Source organism: Aminobacter sp. BA135 (assembly GCF_050859125.1).
GTDB lineage: Bacteria > Pseudomonadota > Alphaproteobacteria > Rhizobiales > Rhizobiaceae > Aminobacter > Aminobacter ciceronei.
Map to the genome: position 1 here is coordinate 157,872 of NZ_CP139574.1, position 15,545 is coordinate 173,416.

Genomic DNA, 15,545 nt, shown 5'->3' on the forward strand with positions numbered 1-15,545 from the left:
GCCACTCCAATCGGCGATTACGCTCTGTTCATTATCACGCAGGCTTTCAGGCAAACATAATCTGTACAGCTTCTCCGCATTCAAATGCGCGTCAACGGCATGTCGGGCGCGCGCCCTCATGGAAAAACGTCAAGCGAGCAGCTGCAAGCTCCGCGTGACCACCCTGGTTAGTTGCGCCAATAGGTTGGAGTGAACACCACTAAGACAACGAGAATTTCCAGCCTTCCGAGGAGCATGGCTGCCGACAGGACCCACTTGGATGCGGCCGGCAACGACGCAAAGTTGCCCGCCGGACCGATAATGTCGCCCATGCCTGAGCCGACATTGGTCAGGGCAGTCAGAGAGCCCGTGATCGCGGTAACGAGATCAAGCCCGGTAGCGCCGAGCAGAACGACGACGATCCCCCAAATCATAAAAAAGGCCGAGATGAACAGCACGACGGCCCGCTGCATCTCGGCGTCGACGACACGGTCGGCATAGCGGATGGTAATGACGGCACTTGGATAAACCAACCTCCGTAAGCCATTGACCGTCATTTCGTAGAGAACAAGGAACCGATAGGCCTTGATACCGCCCGCTGTCGATCCGGAGCAGCCACCAAGAAAGGTCGCTACGAAAAAGCAGGCCACGGCAAATGGACCCCACGCGGAATAATCGCTGGAGGCGTAACCCGTTGTAGTGATCACGGATACGAAATTAAAAGCGGAGTGCGTCAAGGCTTCGAAGAAAGGCCTTTGAGAACCCCTGCTCAGATAGACTGCGACGGCGACGGCAAAAACGAGACAGTATCCGGCAAACACTCGAATCTGGGGGTCGCGAAGTGCATCGTAACGCCCACGAATAGCAAACAGTATCAGAATCGAAAACGGCAGCCCGCCGATGAACATGAAGATTGTGGCTATCCACAGTATGTGCGGAGAGCTTGCGAACTGGCCAAACGATGCGTCGTGGGTCGACATCCCGCCAGTCGACATGGTTGTCATGGCGTGGTTCAGCGCATCGAAGCCCGTCATCCCTGCCATGAGGTACGAGAGTCCACAAGTCAGCGTCAACGTTGCGTAAATAGCTATCAGGCTGACAGCGAACGTTGCGAAACGCTCGAACGGCCTGTCTTCGATGTCGGATGACTCGATCTTGAAATAGGCGACGCCGCCGACCTTTAGGAAAGGCAATAGAAAGAGACCCAGTGCTATCACGCCTAGACCACCCATCCATTGCAGTATTGACCGCAACAGCAGCACGCCTGGCGGCCTGTGGTCGAGGCCAGTAATGACAGTCGAGCCAGTTGTGGTTATAGCGGAGACTGACTCAAAAAAAGCGTCGGCGAAGCTCAGCTGAAGCGACGAAATGAACAACGGCAGGGCTCCAGCCACCGCCATAGTAAGCCATAACAAATTGACCAGCAGGAAACCAAAACGGGTGGAGGCTGGTGGAACATTGCCATGTGTCGCCAACGCGACTGCTAACGCGGCACCTCCAGTGATGACGGCTGACCAAACAAATACCTGCCAGTCCTCGTGGTTGTAATACAAGTCTACGGCCGCAGGCAGCAACATTGCCGCCGCCAGGTAAATGGCAAACACGGCTGACACATAGATTGCGGCGCGGCCAGAGTCTCTATTCACACGTCACGCCCAGCGATTTAGACAATTGATCGTAGCATCGGCGGGTCAAATGAACAACAACTCGATGACAAACCATCGCCGGATAGGTGTTCTTGTCTTCTCCGACATATTCGTCATCCAGAAGATCCAAAATCTGGTGCGTCCATTAACTGTGGAATGCTTTAAGTGGGCGGTTTTGCGGAGGTGAAGCGCACCACCGCCCAGCCGACTGCCCCAGAGAAAAGCGAGCCGAGAAGGACGCCAACCTTGGTCTCCGTCTGAAGCGTTTCCGACTCTGGGTATGCTAGGAAGCCAATGAAAAGACTCATGGTGAACCCTATGCCGCACAGTACGGCCACCCCATAGAGATGCAACCATGAAGCATGCCGAGGTAGCTCCGCAACGCCAGCTTTGATGGCAAGCCAGGCGAAAGTGAATATCCCAACCTGTTTTCCCAAGAACAGGCCGAGCGCTGACCCCAGCGGCACCGGATTGAATACAGAGGATAGAGAAAATTCAGGAAATGACACATCAGCGTTCGCAAACCCGAATATCGGAACGACAAGATATGCGACCCAAGGGCTCAATGCATGATGCAGCCGATAGAGGGGGGTGCTAGAAATCCCCATGGGGATCACAGCCTCTCAATGTCGAGGCTGTCTCGGTGGCGGGCGGCTCGCCTTGTGCTGGCGCTCGTCGACCAGCGTCGAAATAGACGCCCCTCGCATTAAGGATAGCGTGGCAGTGCCAGTATCGCGTCGAGCTTGGTGCGGGATGGACCATGAATCTTGATAAGGGCGACGGCGTGTCCCAGCGACAAACGATATTTGTGAGCCAAGGCGTGGGCACTGTAGTCACCCTCAGGCTCTTTCAACAAATCCTCTATGTCGAGTTGGTGCTCAGCATGATTGATCATGGCAACCTCCTATAGGCGACATAGAGGAACGCTCGACCGTGCCAAAACGATCCCGAAGTGGGGATTGCTACGTTGGAGCTAGCTGTTCAATCTTCAATCCTGGGGGCTGCACCATGAGATGAAAGTGAGTTCGCTATCCGGCAAACAGCCTGACGGCGACGCCCACCACTCCCAAAGGCAATCAGTGCCATGACGCATATCGGGTAAATCACGAAATCTGCGATATCCCCGCCGGGCAGGGTGTGAGTGATTCGTAGCATCCACCAAGCGAAAGGATCGCCGAGCCGCGTCGGGCGGGACGGTTTCACGAACGGGCAGGAGCCCGGTTTCAGCAGGACAGGACCGGCATGGGATAGAGGCTCCCATCGGGTGCCTGCTCGGCAAGAGTGACGTAGCCCGCCGAAGAGCTAGTGAGCGATCACCCAAACAGTTCCACCATAATTTCCACCAATGCCCGAACCTTGAGCGGGACGAATTCGCCGGGCGGGCGCAGGACGTAAAGGCCGGCCTCCGCCGGGCGGTAGTCCGCCAGCACTTCGACCAGCGCGCCCGAGACGAGGTGCGTTTCGATCAGAAGGGCGGGCTCCATGCCGATGCCGATCCCGGCGAGTGCTGCGGCGACCAGCGCCTCGCCGCTGTTGGCCTTGAAGCGGCCTTTCACGCCTACAGTCACGGGCTTGCCGTCCCGCACGAACCGCCAGGGCTCGTTGCCTTGCATCAGAGCCTCGTGGTGCACCATGTCTTCAGGCGTTTCCGGCGCGCCATGTGCAGCAATGTATGCAGGACTGGCAACGAAGCTGCCGGTGACCGGCGCGATCTTGCGTGCGATCAGGCTCGAATCCGGCAGGTAGCCGACCCTTATCGCCGCATCGAACCCCTCGCCCACCAGATCGACGAAGCGGTCGGAGTAATCCGTATGCACCTGCAGTCGCGGGTTGCGTCGCGCCAGTTCGGCCAGCGTGGGGGCGAGAAAAGACGTCCCCAGCGAGAGCGGCGCGGAAATACGCAGGCGCCCGCACAGGTCGCCGTGGGGCGAAATCGCCTCGCGGGCCGCGTCCAGCTCGGCGCCGATCCGCAGTGCATGCTCGCGAAAGGCAATGCCGGCTTCAGTGAGCGAAGCGCCGCGCGTGGAGCGGGAGAGCAGTTGGGCGCTGAGTTCCTGCTCCAGCCGCGACAGGCTGCGACTGACCATTGACTTGGACAGCCCCAGCCGCCGCGCGGCGGGCGTGACCCCGCCAGCGTCCGCCACCTCCACGAATATCCGTAAGTCCTCGAGATCGAACATCGCTTCGTTCCTGATATTGCAACACTGTAACGCATTTCCGCAATCTAGTGTAGCGTAATTTGGAACGGTAAATCTCGTTCAAGAGCCAACCCGGCGACAGGCGCCGGGCCCTCGAAAGGAGATTTGCCATGACCGACCTACACAGCATCGTTACCTCTGCCCTCGGCGCAATCGCCGCCGTGGGAATTGCCGGTTCCGCAGCGGCCCAGCCCGCAGCGGCACCCGTCAAGAATGTCGTCCTCGTCCACGGCGCTTTCGCCGACGGTTCGGGATGGCGCGGCGTCTACGACGAGCTGACCGGGCGCGGCTACCGCGTCACCGTGGTACAGAACCCGCTCACCTCGCTGGCCGACGATGTCGCCGCGACCAACCGAGTGCTGGACCGGCAGGATGGCCCCGCCGTGTTGGTAGGTCACAGTTGGGGCGGCACGGTGATCACCGAGGCCGGCGTGCACCCCAAAGTGGCCAGTCTGGTCTATGTCTCGGCGCTGGCGCCCGATGCGGGCGAAACCATCGCGCAGCAATACGAAGGCCACCCGGCGGCCACCGAGTTCGTGCTCGACACACGGCCTGACGGCTTCGGCTTCATCGACGCGAACGCCTTCAAGACTGCCTTCGCCGCCGATGCCAGCGATGCCGACGCCGCCTTCATGCGTGATGCGCAAGTGCCGATAGCCATGTCGGCGTTCGGCGAGCGGCTGACCAACGCCGCGTGGCGCACGCGGCCGAGTTGGGCGGTGATCGCAACCGAGGACAAGGCGTTCGGCGAAGGGATGCTGCACACAATGGCCCGGCGCATCGGCGCGAGGATCACCGAAGTGCGCGCCAGCCACGCGCTCTTCATGACGCAGCCCAAAGTCATCGCCGATGTCATCGACGAAGCCGCCCGGCACGGCGCGCCCGGGACAAAGTAGCCGCGCGCGCCCCCAACCCTGCAACCCGATTTCGAAACCAGGAGACAGACCATGACGACCAACACCAGCGAAACCAACAAGCGGATCGTGCTCGATGCCTATGCATCGCTCAAGGCGGGCGACGTGTCCGGTTACCTCGGCGCGATGAGCGACGACGTGACGATTACCTACTACGGCAACCACATCTTCACCGGCACCTACAACGGTCTGGCGGATATCATGGAGAACTACGTCCCGGCGCTGCTTGAGGTGCTGGACGGCCCGATCAGGATCACCGTGCTCAACGCCATAGCCGAGGGCGATCAGGTGTTTGTCGAAGCCCTGGGCGAATCCCGGACCAGGGACGGGCGCGACTACAACAACCAGTACGGCATCGTGCTCAAGCTGAAGGATGGCAAGATCAAGACTATCCGCGAATACATGGACACCGAACTGACAAAGGCTATCTTCGGCTGACGGACGGCACGTATCCATCCTCCCCCCTGAATCAAAGCTTTTTGGGGGGGGGAGGTTCTCGGTCAAGACGTAAACAACGCGCAGGTAGTAGTTGACAGTGTGCAGAGTTGACTAAGGAGGCAACTGAACCGCCCCGGTTTAGAGGGCGTTGGAGGGCTATAGAGAGACGTAGTTGTCATCATTGCTCGGCGCGCCGCGCCCGACGAGATGAAACTGGGCACTCTTACACGATTGTAATTACTGTGTAATTTCATACGAGCAGCGCGGTTCTTGCTCATATGCCAGCCTGTCTCTGCCTTCCTAGTGCCTACGCAGAGACCTTCTTTGAAAGCCCAAGGCGGCTTTCAAATCATTAAGCCGTGTGGCTATCTCATCAAAGTACGCTTTGTCGCCCTCTGTGAGGGCGATAATAGCCTGTTTCTGCGAGGTCAACGATGCGATCACCCGTTCCAGCGAACCTTTCACAACAGCCGCCTTCTTCTCGGACGAGGTTTGCGTTCGACTACATCCAGCGCGCCGACGACAATACAAAGGGTCCGGCCGACTGGCTCAGGGACGCCAATGGCGGCTCGGTCTATTTGCGATTGTCGACCCGGATGCCAGACTGATGGCAGGCGCGACATGAATGCTCCAGCGAATTGCCAAACGATCGGCCGATGGCGCATCATCGAGGCGCCATGATCACCATCGGTGCCGCCAACCATGGCGAAATCGCCTTCGGCGCCATGCAGGCGACCCTGGATCTCGGCTACAGCCCGTCCATGGTCTTCTTCTCGTGGGCCGGTTTCGACGAAATGGACGAGATCATTGGCGACGGCCATGCCGAATTGCTCGATGACGGCTCCATCGAGATCACTTTCGCCTATCACAACGGCGATAAGGCAATCCTCAAGGCCAAGCGGGATACTTCTTCAACAGCCTGCTAGGTGTTCCAGTGATCAGCTCGATACTGATTGGACCTTTCGCCTGGGTCGTGCCTTCCGGGTCAGGGCAATCCAGACCAGTTAAGTTTCAACGCTCAAGGGCTTCAGACCCGGACGAACTGTACGAGATGCCAGTTCGTCGACCGGAACGTGGCAGCGGATGTAGCCGCTGCCGATTTGGCGAACCGGCGGCCGCGTCTCGGCGCAGTCGCTTCCGACCTGGCGGGGACAGCGGCCGACGAGCGGGCAGCCGATGCCCGGCACCGCCCGTGACGTCGGAAAGGCGGGGGGATGGGAGACGTAGTGATCCTTGCTGAGGCCGGGGGCGGCGTCGAGCAGCATTTCGGTATAGGGGTGGAGCGAACCGCCAAGCAGCGTGCCGGTATCGGCCAATTGCATGATCTCACCGCGATAGAGCACTGCAACCCGATCGGCGAGCTGCTGCACGACGGCGAGGTCGTGTGAGATGAAGAGCATCGCAACCGCGTGCTTTTCCTTGAGGGAGCGCAGCAGCTCGACGATCCTGGCCTGCACCGAGACGTCGAGTGCTGACAGGATTTCATCGCAGATCAGTAGTTTGGGATTGACCAGCAGCGCGCGGGCGATGGCAATGCGTTGGCGCTCACCACCAGAAAGCTGGTCGGGAAACCGGTTGAGATAACCCGCGTGCAAGCCAACGTTGTCCAATACGGCCGCGAGAACCTTCTCGTTTGTCTCGATCCCGAAATGATCCAGCGGGCGTGCGAGGATCGCCCGGATACTGCGACGGGGGTTCAGCGACGCATCCGGGTTCTGGAAGATATACTGGATCTGGCGCAACTGCTCGACCGAACGGCTTTTCAGCGCCGGGGCCAACTGGTCCCCGTTTAGGCTGACCGATCCCGACTGTTGCGGCAGGCGACCGCTGATTGCGCGCGCAATCGTCGATTTGCCGCTGCCGGATTCCCCAACGAGCGCGACCACCTCACCGGCGCGCAATTCGAGGTCGATATCGCGCACGACGGGAGGGATCGACTTTCCGAAGAACCTGTCGAAAACGCTAGGCTTTCGATAAGACAGGTTCAAGTCGCTGACCGAAAGCAGTCTGTCTTGCCTCGTGGTTTCGACGCCCCGACTTTGCTTTGCAGCCGGCGTTTGCGGCACCACGGCCTCTTGCCATTTCATGCAGGCAACGGATCGCACATCGCCGACCGGCTGCAGAACCTGCGGCGTGGTGCGACACGGCCCCGATGCGAAATCGCAGCGCGGTTCGAACTTGCAGCCGGTGGAGATCTGGTCACGACGCAGCACACCGCGCAGGCCCCGCGCCTGTCTGTCGGTTCCGTCTACGGTCGGGATCGAGGCGATGAGCCCACGGGAATAGGGATGGGCAGGCGCAGCCAACAACTCGTTGCAGGGCGCGACCTCGACGAGTTGGCCAGCATACATGACGCCCACCCGGTCGGCGATCTGGGCGAGCAGCGCCAGATCGTGCGTCACGTAGAGCATGGCCATGCCGATGCTTGCTCGCAGATCGCAGAGAAGCTGGATTATCTGGCGCTGGGTGGTGACGTCGAGGCCGGTGGTCGGCTCGTCGAGCACGAGCAGGTCCGGATTGCAGGCGACAGCCATGGCGATGGCCACGCGTTGCTGCTGGCCGCCGGAGAGTTCGTGCGGGTAGCGATGGCTCACGTCGGACAGGCCGACCAGGGCAAAGAGTTCGACGACGCGGCGCTCCATGCTCATGCCGTCAGGCAGTGCCCGGTGTGTCGCTATCATTTCGCGGATCTGCGAGCCGACCCGCATGCCCGGACTGAGCGAGGTTGTCGGGTTCTGCGGAACGAGCGCGATACGGTTGCCACGCAGGCGGGTCAGTGCGGAGGTATCAAGCTTGAGCAGATCCATGCCGTCGAACACGACCTCGCCGGTCTGCACCAGGCTGTTGATGGTGCCGTAGCCAAGCAGGCGGTAAGCGACGGTGGATTTGCCGCAGCCGGATTCGCCAACGAGCCCGAAGGCTTCGCCGCGGGCGATCTCGAAGGAAACGTCCTGCACCACGTTGGTCCAGCCGGCCTTGCCACCATAGGCGATGTTGAGATTGCGGACTTCGATGAGGTTTTTCATAGTTTACGCTCCCCCTACGGACCGCTGGCCAAGCATCCGCGAAAGGCCATCGGTGAACAGGTTGAAGCCGATGACGAGGGATGCGAGGCCCAAGCCAGGCCCGAACACAGTCACCGGAGAGGCGATCAGCAGATTGCGATTTTCGCTGATCATGAGGCCCCATTCCGGCGTCGGTGGGCGAATGCCGAAGCCGAGGAAGCCGAGGGCTCCAATGAGGATCGGGGCATAGCTGAGACGCAATGAGAACTCGACGAGCAGCACGTTGGCTGCATTGGGAAGGATTTCGCGGAAGACGATGGACCATGTGCCTTCGCCTCGCAGTTCTGCCACCGCAACATACTCACGCGTCGCGATTTCCATGGCGGCCGCGCGCGCGATGCGGGCTATGCGCGGGGCATAGACCAGGCCGACGACGAGCACGATCAACACTGGCTCCCCGGCAAGTGCGGGGCCTGCGGCGATGATCATCACCAGCGCAAGTGCCAAGAATGGGATGCTGATCATTGCTTCGACGATGCGCTGGGCAATCTCGTCGAACCAGCCGCCCATATAGCCCGAAAGCAGGCCCAGAGTGGTGCCGGCGACCATGCCCAGGATCGTGCCTGCAAAAGCGAGCAAAAGCACGATATGTGCTCCGTGCATGAAACGGCTGAAGACGTCGCGACCGATTTGGTCAAGGCCCATCGGATGCTGAAAGGATGCGCCCGAAAGCGGCAGTCCCGCTCCCATTTCGGCAAAGCCGTAAGGGGTCCAGAAAAAACCGACAATGGCAAAGAGCACATGGGCGGCAAGGATGACCGCACCAACCTTGAACGGGCCGGGTGCGGCATGCCAGCGCTCGGTACTGAACCGGGCGAACCGCCTCGATGGATTGGACGCTATCGTGCTCATCGGCTTGTCCTGAGACGTGGTTGGAGCAGAACAGCCAGAACGTCGGCCAAAAGATTGGCGATGACATAGACGGCAGCACTGATCATCACAGTCGCCTTGATCAAGGGAACATCGCGCAGTTGGAGCGCATCGATAAGCAGCGTGCCGAAGCCGGGATAGGAAAACACTCGCTCGACGATTACGACGCCGCCAATCAGGAAGCCGAGATTGAGTGCGGTGACATTAAGCGCCGGCACGATGGCGTTCGGCAGGGCATGGCGGAAGAGCACGGTGCGCGGGCGCAGGCCCTTGAGTTCTGCGAGGCGCACATAGTCGGAGCGCAGCACCTCGATGAGGCTGTCGCGCAAGACCCGGATGGCATAGACCGCCATCATGATGGCGAGCGTGACGGCGGGCAGGACCATTGCGCGTAGCGTCTCCTGCCATGTGCTGGCCTCCGAGATCGTCGCCAAAGCAGGCAGGATCGGCAACGCGACTGCAAAGACGAAGAGCAGGATCGTGGCGAGCAGGAAATCCGGCAGCGACAGCAGGATGAGCGTGATGACCGAGATGACGTGGTCGACGACCTTGCCGCGGTTCGTGGCCTGAATGATTGCGGGAACAAGTGCAAGCACGAGATAGATCGCAAAGGCAAAGAGCGAAAGCAGGAGAGTATTGACGATGCGGGGGGCGAGAACATCGGCGATCGGTCGGCCAGTGGCGATCGACACGCCGAGATCGCCGCGCAGGAAGTCGCCTAGCCAGTGGAAATACCGGATGGGAGCAGACTGGTCCAGATGAAGCTGGCCGCGCAGAACTTCCAGTGCCTTGGCGGTGGCATCGCGGCCGAGGATACGGGTGGCGACGTCACCGGGAAGAGCCTCAAGGATCAGGAAGATCAGGATCGAGACGAGAAGCAGCGTCAGGGCCGAAAACATTATTCGGCCGGCGAGGAGGCGAAAAACGCTCATGTCGCATCCAATCCCACGGAAGTAGGGGCGGCATCCGCCGTCACGGCATCGGGGATGAAGGCCGCATCGGTCTCGAGGTCGCCCTCCCAGACATAAAGAAGCACGAGAGGCCGCTCCTCCGAAAGCGTAGCATGGGGCAGCCATGACGGGTGGTGGATGATTTCGTGGATGCCCCGCCTGGTCCAGTCCGCTACGCCCGTCCGCCAGTAGGAAGGGCCGGTGACAGTGTAGTAGAGTTCATCAGCCGGGTGATGATGTAGCGGATAGTGGGTTCTTGGTCCCAGAAACATCAACCCGAAGGCGATATCAGGGTCCTTGATCAGCGCCGGCGGTCCGCCATCAGGGCCGCAGATGACGCCATAGCCGTAGTTCTCACCGAAATCGTTGCTGGGCGGGTTGGCGAGATAGCTCTTGCTGCGAGTCACGTGGATTGCCGGCAGCAGGGCCGTAAGCGCCTGGGCAAGTGGCGACTGTGCCGCATGGGATGCCAATTCTGCCTCGCAGGCTGCCTGTATCGGTACGCGACCCGGTGAAGCGTCGTTCATCGGTGGCAATCGTTTCGCAAGCTGGCGCAGCCTGGCGGCGTGGGATTGCGACACGCCTCGCGCATCTCGATCGAGCGCTTCGGCAAAGCAAGTGAGGAACGTGATCAGGGCGGAAGTCGTCATACACTTATCCTCTTCCACGGGGCGACCTGCCCCGTGGATGCGAGTGTCCTGGGAGGAGGAGAGGACGCTTTACCGGCTGCAGGTCAGCTCGGCATAGTCGATGCGGTTTACGTCGACATTCGGCTGATAGCCGGCGCAGCCCTTGCGCAAACCTGCGACAACGGATGTGAAGACTGGCAGGATCATGCCGCCTTCGTCGGCGACCACCCGCTGCGCTTCGCGGTAGAGTTCATTGCGCGCCGTTTCATCTGCTGTCTGGCCTGCTTTGACGACAAGCGCGTCGAAATCGTCGCGTTTCCAATGCGTTTCGTTCCACTCGGACTTGCTGCTCAGCGACAGCGTCAGAGCTTCGGCAGGCGGGCGGGCGCTGGTGTAGGAGATAACAGCCGGCTTCTTCAGCCAGATCGTATCCCAGTAGCCTTCGGCTGGTGATGTGATGACGTTGACGCGAATACCAGCTGGTGCGGCCATCTGGGCATAAACTTGTGCAAGCAGCATCATGCCGGGATAGGAATCCGAAGTGTAGAGATCGAAATCGATGCCGTCGGGGTGGCCGGCCTCGGTGAGCAGGGCTGCTGCCTTTTCGACATCCGCTGTCTTTGCGGGTGTGCCGAGGCCAAGCGGCGAGGAGAGCGGGATCGGCGTATCGGCACCTACTTCTCCATAGCCGAGCAGCACGGTATCCAGGATCTTCTGGCGGTCCATCACCAGTTTCATCGCCTCGCGGACCTTGAGGTTGTCGAAGGGCGGCGTGTCTGTCCACACCGCCAGGTACAGAGACGTTGCGCCCGGAGTTGCCACCAGTTGAACGGCAGGATTGTTTTTTAGAGTGATAAGGCTTGCAGGATCTACCGTCAGCGACAGGTCGACCGTGCCTGACAGCAGCGCCGAAAGACGCGAAGTCGGCTCCAGGCTCGTGGTGATCTCCAGGCATTCCGCCTTCGGCAGGCCGGCGCGCCAGTAACCGGGGTTGCGGCGCATGACGCGTATCGCGCCGTTGACGGTAAAGGTTTCCTGCATGAAGGGGCCTGTGCCGTTACCCTTGACGCGCAAGTCTTCCGATTTGGCGCCCTCCGGCACCATCAGCGCATATTTGGTTGCGATCAGCATCGGCAGTTCGACCACGGGCTGCTTCAACTTGAAGCGCACCGTATGGTCGTCGATGGAGGTGATGCCATTCGGGTCCAGGAAAGCGAGCGTGGAAAAGCCGCCCGGCGAGACGGCCGGATCGAGCAGACGGCGATAGGAATAGACCACGTCCTTAGCATCGAAATCGGAGCCGTCGTGGAATTTCACGCCCTTCCGCAAGTGAAATGTCCAGTCCGTCGCGTCGGCATTGGATTCCCAAGATTCGGCCAGCGCCGGCATCGGCTGCATGGTGTTGTTGCGGTCAACCAGCGGCTCGTAGATGGCGCGGATATGGTAGACGCTGTCCGTGCCGATGAGGGCGGCCGGATCCATGGTCTGTTTTTCGCCGTCAGACTCATAGCCGAGTACACGAACGCAACCTTCTTGCGCAAAAGCCACCGTTGCCGACAGCGAACAGGCCGCCATTGTCACGGCTAAAGCCGTGCTTTTCAGAAGGTGATGCTTCATTGTCGGGTTCCCATTTTTTGGTTTTGTTGGACGAGTATGAAAATGGGTCCGGCGCCTTGCAAACGATTAGAAATCAAGTCTACATGAGTAGAATTCATGTGGATTTGTAAGCATGGTCCGGCGCATCTTGCCTCCCCTGACGACGTTGCGGGCATTCGAGGCGGCGGCGCGGCTGATGAGCTTCAAGGCGGCGGCAGAAGAACTCCGGGTCACGCAGTCCGCAATCAGCCACCAGGTCGCCTCGCTGGAGCGATATCTCGGAACGCTGCTGTTTGTGCGCTTGCCTGGCCGCGTGGAGTTGAGCGACCAGGGGGCGGTCTACTATCCTGTCGTCCAAGATGCACTGGACCGGCTCGCGCTGACAACGGATCTGATCCGCCAGAAAAACACACCCACTTCGCTGACGGTCCAGGTCTACGTCACTGTGGCCGTGCGCTGGCTGATACCGAGGCTCCAGACGTTCAAGAAGGCGTTTCCCGAAATCGCCGTGAACCTCGATGCAGGTCTGCTTGACTGGGAGTTCAACGCCGATCGCGCCGACATGGGCTTCATCTACACGCGCGCACCAAACCGAGCGAACCTGACATATACGCTGCTGCGACGCGAACGGCTTGTCGGTGTCTGTTCCCCTGCCATCGCCCAGGCCATCAAGGTGCCGGAGGACCTGCGTTCCTTCTCGTTCCTTGCGGTCAGCGGAACCACGGAAGACGCAGCAACATGGGCGGCGAGCGTCGGCTTGACCGGCGTCTCGCAAAAGACAGGACCGCTCTTCGACAGCAACCTGCTCGCCATTGAGGCTGCAATCAATGGCCAGGGGGTGGTGGTCGTGCCACGGTTTCTGGTCGAGGCCGACATTGCAGCCGGTACGCTTGTGGCGCCGCTCATCTCAGACGTCATGCAGCCCGGCGGGTGGTATCTCGTTCACTTGGAGCGACGCGGTAGGGAGAAGGCCATCCGCGAGTTCCTGCAATGGATCCAGCGCCTGGTGTGATCGCCCCACATCGACGTTTCCTGGACATACAAACGGCCCGCAACCGTGAGGTTGCGAGCCGCAGGAGGCGTTGCCGGCGAAACTCAGTTTGTTAGTGCATAGTCTTTCAGAAAGTCCGATCCGGCAGCGATGTCTGGGGTCATGGACCGGTCCCGATCCAGGAATGGCACCTTTTGGCGGAAAGCATCGTGAAAAGACTTGGTCGCCGACGCCAGCTTGCGTTCCGGATGCTCCTTCAGCCGCAGGTCCGCGGCTTGCGCGGCGTGCAGCAACTCCATGGAGAGGATGGCGAAGCTATTGTCGATCTGCGCCCGCACTCGTTCCATGACGAAGGGAGCGTTCGTTCCGACATCCTCGACGCCGCCGGCAATCGGGCGGGAATCGAATGAGGTTGGCTGCGCGAGCGCCCGGTTCTCGGTCGCCAGGGCCATCAGCGGTGCTTCGACCACGAGAAAGGCGTGATGTGTACTCTCCGTTCCGAGATAGCGCGGCAGCTTCGTATGGGTCGGATTGTTAAGCTTCAGGACGCGCTCCGACGATGCTGTCGTATGGTGCGCCAAGACGATGCCGAGCTCCTCGAAGGCGACGACCCAAGGTAGCGGCTCGAAGTTCGCTGTCGGAAGGACAGCGCCGCCATCGACATAGCCACGCCGTGCCTGCGCCAGATCAGACCTGGGCTCGGCGCCCACCGCGATACCGGGATTGTCGTCCGAAGAATTGATCTGGATTTCCACCAGCGCCTTTGTGCGGGCCAAGCTGTCGGCGAAGCTGCCGAACAGATACGGCGCGGTGCGGAAACTTAGCGGATCCTGAAGGATGCGTTTGTCATCCGCCTGCCATAGGTAGCTGCCGTCAAGTACTGCGCGCAGGTCGGCCGTTGCGCTAATATGGCTGGGGAAGGGCCGAAGCTTGGCAACGTCTTCGAGAAGAGGCGAGACATTGCCGTTTAGGCCCTCGAGGCTGAGCCCATAGACGAGGCGCGATGTTGAAAGCAGCTGCTCAGCATCGTGGATGGCAATGGCAGCCAGACCGGCAGCGTAGGCGTTGGAACTCAGGATCGCCAGGCCATCCTTGCCGAACAGTTTCAGCGGTTCGATACCGGCGGCCTTCAAGCCATCGGCCGCCGGCATCCGGCGACCTTGATAGTCGACTTCGCCTTCGCCGAGCATGGCAAGGCCGATATGGCTGAGAAGCGTCATGTCAGCCTGGCCGACCGAGCCGCGAGACGGCATGATCGGAGTGATGCCTTTGTTCAGGAAGGCGATGAGCATCTCGGCGACATGGGGTTGGACGCCCGGTCCTCCGGTGAGGATGTTGTTTAGGCGCACGGCCATAGCAGCCCGCACGACGGGCAAGGCGGTGTCTGGCCCGACTCCGACGGAGTGGGCACGTAAAAGCCCCTCGTTGAATTCGCGCGATACCTCCATCAGCTCCGGCGTAAGCTCGCCCGTCGCATCGACCATCTTGCGGTCCTTGTTCCACCCGACGCCGACGGTCAGGCCGTAGATCTCTTGTCCTTCCTTTGCTCCTTGCAGAAGGAGGGCATAGGCACGCGCGACCTTGTCGAGACTTTCACCATCCACTGCAACTGCCTCGCCATTGGCCACGCGGACGATCATCTCAGGCGTTGCATCGCGACCGTTCAAGGCGACATCGGCAAAAGCTGTGCTGGAAAGGAGCAGGCAAGCGCTCACAACATTGCAGAAAAGGGTGTTTATTCGCATCTGGTTTCCTCTGGTGTTTGAGTGCCGGAGGACTATTGAAGGTCTGAAAAACGACTGCAAATGATCAGATCTAAACTCCGCTTGAACTAGATTCATGTGCTGTGGAAGTGACGATCGCTTCGCTTATCGAAACTGCTTGATCGCCATCTGTGAGCTCGCGGACGCTCTGACGGGCAACGACCGGTATGACTGCTATCCTATCTCCTTCTTCGAGAAGCAGAGGTTCAACTTCCGGCCCCTTGGTCGCCCAAACGGTTCCCACAGCGCCAGTTGAGCGCTCAAACCGGCGAGGGGTCTGCAAACTGCGCCTGCTATGGGATGTCGTAAGTGGTTACGTGAGGCATCGCCCCGTACGGGGCCCTCAACCTCGCCAGCTCAAGCGCGTGCCGTCGAGCTGCTATTGATTGGGCTTTGGCGGATTCTCGAAAGGATTCGGAAGCTTGAAAGCGTCCGCACGAAGTGCAGTCGACAGCCAAATAGTCACCGGTCGCAGCGGGCCCCTTCTTGGCCCCATTTCTACAAAT

At 60.2% G+C, this 15,545-nt stretch carries 13 protein-coding genes and 1 pseudogene; 4 read left to right on the top strand and 10 right to left on the bottom strand.

From position 1 onward, the window contains the following. Window positions 1-167: 167 nt before the first annotated feature. The 4 genes and pseudogenes from SLT36_RS31355 to SLT36_RS31370 form a co-directional block, all read right to left on the bottom strand. Complete coding sequence (locus SLT36_RS31355; RefSeq protein ID WP_432289678.1) at window positions 168-1,556, bottom strand: TrkH family potassium uptake protein; 1,389 nt, start codon at window positions 1,554-1,556, stop codon at window positions 168-170. 230 nt (window positions 1,557-1,786) lie between these two features. Continuing rightward, a pseudogene (locus SLT36_RS31360) lies at window positions 1,787-2,224 on the bottom strand (Na+/H+ antiporter NhaA); the annotation flags it as partial. 107 nt (window positions 2,225-2,331) lie between these two features. Beyond that, the gene (locus SLT36_RS31365) at window positions 2,332-2,520 is read right to left on the bottom strand and encodes a hypothetical protein (RefSeq protein WP_432289642.1); all 189 of its coding nucleotides are present in this window, start codon (window positions 2,518-2,520) and stop codon (window positions 2,332-2,334) included. Between the two features lie 418 nt (window positions 2,521-2,938). Beyond that, complete coding sequence (locus SLT36_RS31370; RefSeq protein ID WP_432289644.1) at window positions 2,939-3,805, bottom strand: LysR family transcriptional regulator; 867 nt, start codon at window positions 3,803-3,805, stop codon at window positions 2,939-2,941. A gap of 128 nt (window positions 3,806-3,933) precedes the next feature. Between SLT36_RS31370 and SLT36_RS31375 the strand changes: the two genes are divergently transcribed. The 3 genes from SLT36_RS31375 (at window position 3,934) to SLT36_RS31385 (ending at window position 6,101) form a co-directional block, all read left to right on the top strand. Continuing rightward, window positions 3,934-4,719, top strand: coding sequence for an alpha/beta fold hydrolase (locus SLT36_RS31375; RefSeq protein ID WP_432289646.1), 786 nt, complete (start codon window positions 3,934-3,936; stop codon window positions 4,717-4,719). Window positions 4,720-4,770: 51 nt separating this feature from the next. Further along, complete coding sequence (locus SLT36_RS31380) at window positions 4,771-5,175, top strand: nuclear transport factor 2 family protein (protein WP_432289647.1); 405 nt, start codon at window positions 4,771-4,773, stop codon at window positions 5,173-5,175. A gap of 656 nt (window positions 5,176-5,831) precedes the next feature. Next, entirely contained in the window at window positions 5,832-6,101 is a 270-nt protein-coding gene (locus tag SLT36_RS31385) for a hypothetical protein (RefSeq protein WP_432289649.1), read from the top strand. A gap of 78 nt (window positions 6,102-6,179) precedes the next feature. On the opposite strand, the gene SLT36_RS31390 is transcribed toward SLT36_RS31385, so the two are convergent. From SLT36_RS31390 to SLT36_RS31410, 5 genes are all read right to left on the bottom strand, one after another. Beyond that, window positions 6,180-8,132: a dipeptide ABC transporter ATP-binding protein gene (locus SLT36_RS31390; RefSeq protein ID WP_432289650.1), complete on the bottom strand. Its 1,953-nt coding sequence runs from the start codon at window positions 8,130-8,132 to the stop codon at window positions 6,180-6,182. 72 nt (window positions 8,133-8,204) lie between these two features. Beyond that, on the bottom strand, window positions 8,205-9,092 hold the full coding sequence (locus SLT36_RS31395; protein WP_432289652.1) for an ABC transporter permease: 888 nt from the start codon (window positions 9,090-9,092) through the stop codon (window positions 8,205-8,207). Further along, a complete protein-coding gene (locus SLT36_RS31400) occupies window positions 9,089-10,042 on the bottom strand; it encodes an ABC transporter permease (protein ID WP_432289654.1) in 954 nt (317 codons plus the stop codon). The genes SLT36_RS31395 and SLT36_RS31400 overlap by 4 nt, the downstream gene beginning before the upstream one ends. Then, entirely contained in the window at window positions 10,039-10,710 is a 672-nt protein-coding gene (locus tag SLT36_RS31405; protein ID WP_432289656.1) for a dimethylsulfonioproprionate lyase family protein, read from the bottom strand. The genes SLT36_RS31400 and SLT36_RS31405 overlap by 4 nt, the downstream gene beginning before the upstream one ends. A gap of 69 nt (window positions 10,711-10,779) precedes the next feature. After that, on the bottom strand, window positions 10,780-12,306 hold the full coding sequence (locus tag SLT36_RS31410; protein ID WP_432289658.1) for an ABC transporter substrate-binding protein: 1,527 nt from the start codon (window positions 12,304-12,306) through the stop codon (window positions 10,780-10,782). Between the two features lie 112 nt (window positions 12,307-12,418). Between SLT36_RS31410 and SLT36_RS31415 the strand changes: the two genes are divergently transcribed. Next, a complete protein-coding gene (locus SLT36_RS31415) occupies window positions 12,419-13,297 on the top strand; it encodes a LysR substrate-binding domain-containing protein (RefSeq protein WP_432289660.1) in 879 nt (292 codons plus the stop codon). Window positions 13,298-13,380: 83 nt separating this feature from the next. On the opposite strand, the gene SLT36_RS31420 is transcribed toward SLT36_RS31415, so the two are convergent. After that, entirely contained in the window at window positions 13,381-15,021 is a 1,641-nt protein-coding gene (locus SLT36_RS31420) for an HAL/PAL/TAL family ammonia-lyase (protein ID WP_432289662.1), read from the bottom strand. Between the last annotated feature and the right edge of the window lie 524 nt (window positions 15,022-15,545).

Coding starts and splice junctions, on each gene's coding strand:
- SLT36_RS31355 (WP_432289678.1), bottom strand. CDS start 1,556: ATGTTGCTGCCTGCGGCCGTAGACTTGTATTACAACCACGAGGACTGG.
- SLT36_RS31365 (WP_432289642.1), bottom strand. CDS start 2,520: ATGATCAATCATGCTGAGCACCAACTCGACATAGAGGATTTGTTGAAA.
- SLT36_RS31370 (WP_432289644.1), bottom strand. CDS start 3,805: ATGTTCGATCTCGAGGACTTACGGATATTCGTGGAGGTGGCGGACGCT.
- SLT36_RS31375 (WP_432289646.1), top strand. CDS start 3,934: ATGACCGACCTACACAGCATCGTTACCTCTGCCCTCGGCGCAATCGCC.
- SLT36_RS31380 (WP_432289647.1), top strand. CDS start 4,771: ATGACGACCAACACCAGCGAAACCAACAAGCGGATCGTGCTCGATGCC.
- SLT36_RS31385 (WP_432289649.1), top strand. CDS start 5,832: ATGGCGCATCATCGAGGCGCCATGATCACCATCGGTGCCGCCAACCAT.
- SLT36_RS31395 (WP_432289652.1), bottom strand. CDS start 9,092: ATGAGCACGATAGCGTCCAATCCATCGAGGCGGTTCGCCCGGTTCAGT.
- SLT36_RS31400 (WP_432289654.1), bottom strand. CDS start 10,042: ATGAGCGTTTTTCGCCTCCTCGCCGGCCGAATAATGTTTTCGGCCCTG.
- SLT36_RS31405 (WP_432289656.1), bottom strand. CDS start 10,710: ATGACGACTTCCGCCCTGATCACGTTCCTCACTTGCTTTGCCGAAGCG.
- SLT36_RS31410 (WP_432289658.1), bottom strand. CDS start 12,306: ATGAAGCATCACCTTCTGAAAAGCACGGCTTTAGCCGTGACAATGGCG.
- SLT36_RS31415 (WP_432289660.1), top strand. CDS start 12,419: ATGGTCCGGCGCATCTTGCCTCCCCTGACGACGTTGCGGGCATTCGAG.
- SLT36_RS31420 (WP_432289662.1), bottom strand. CDS start 15,021: ATGCGAATAAACACCCTTTTCTGCAATGTTGTGAGCGCTTGCCTGCTC.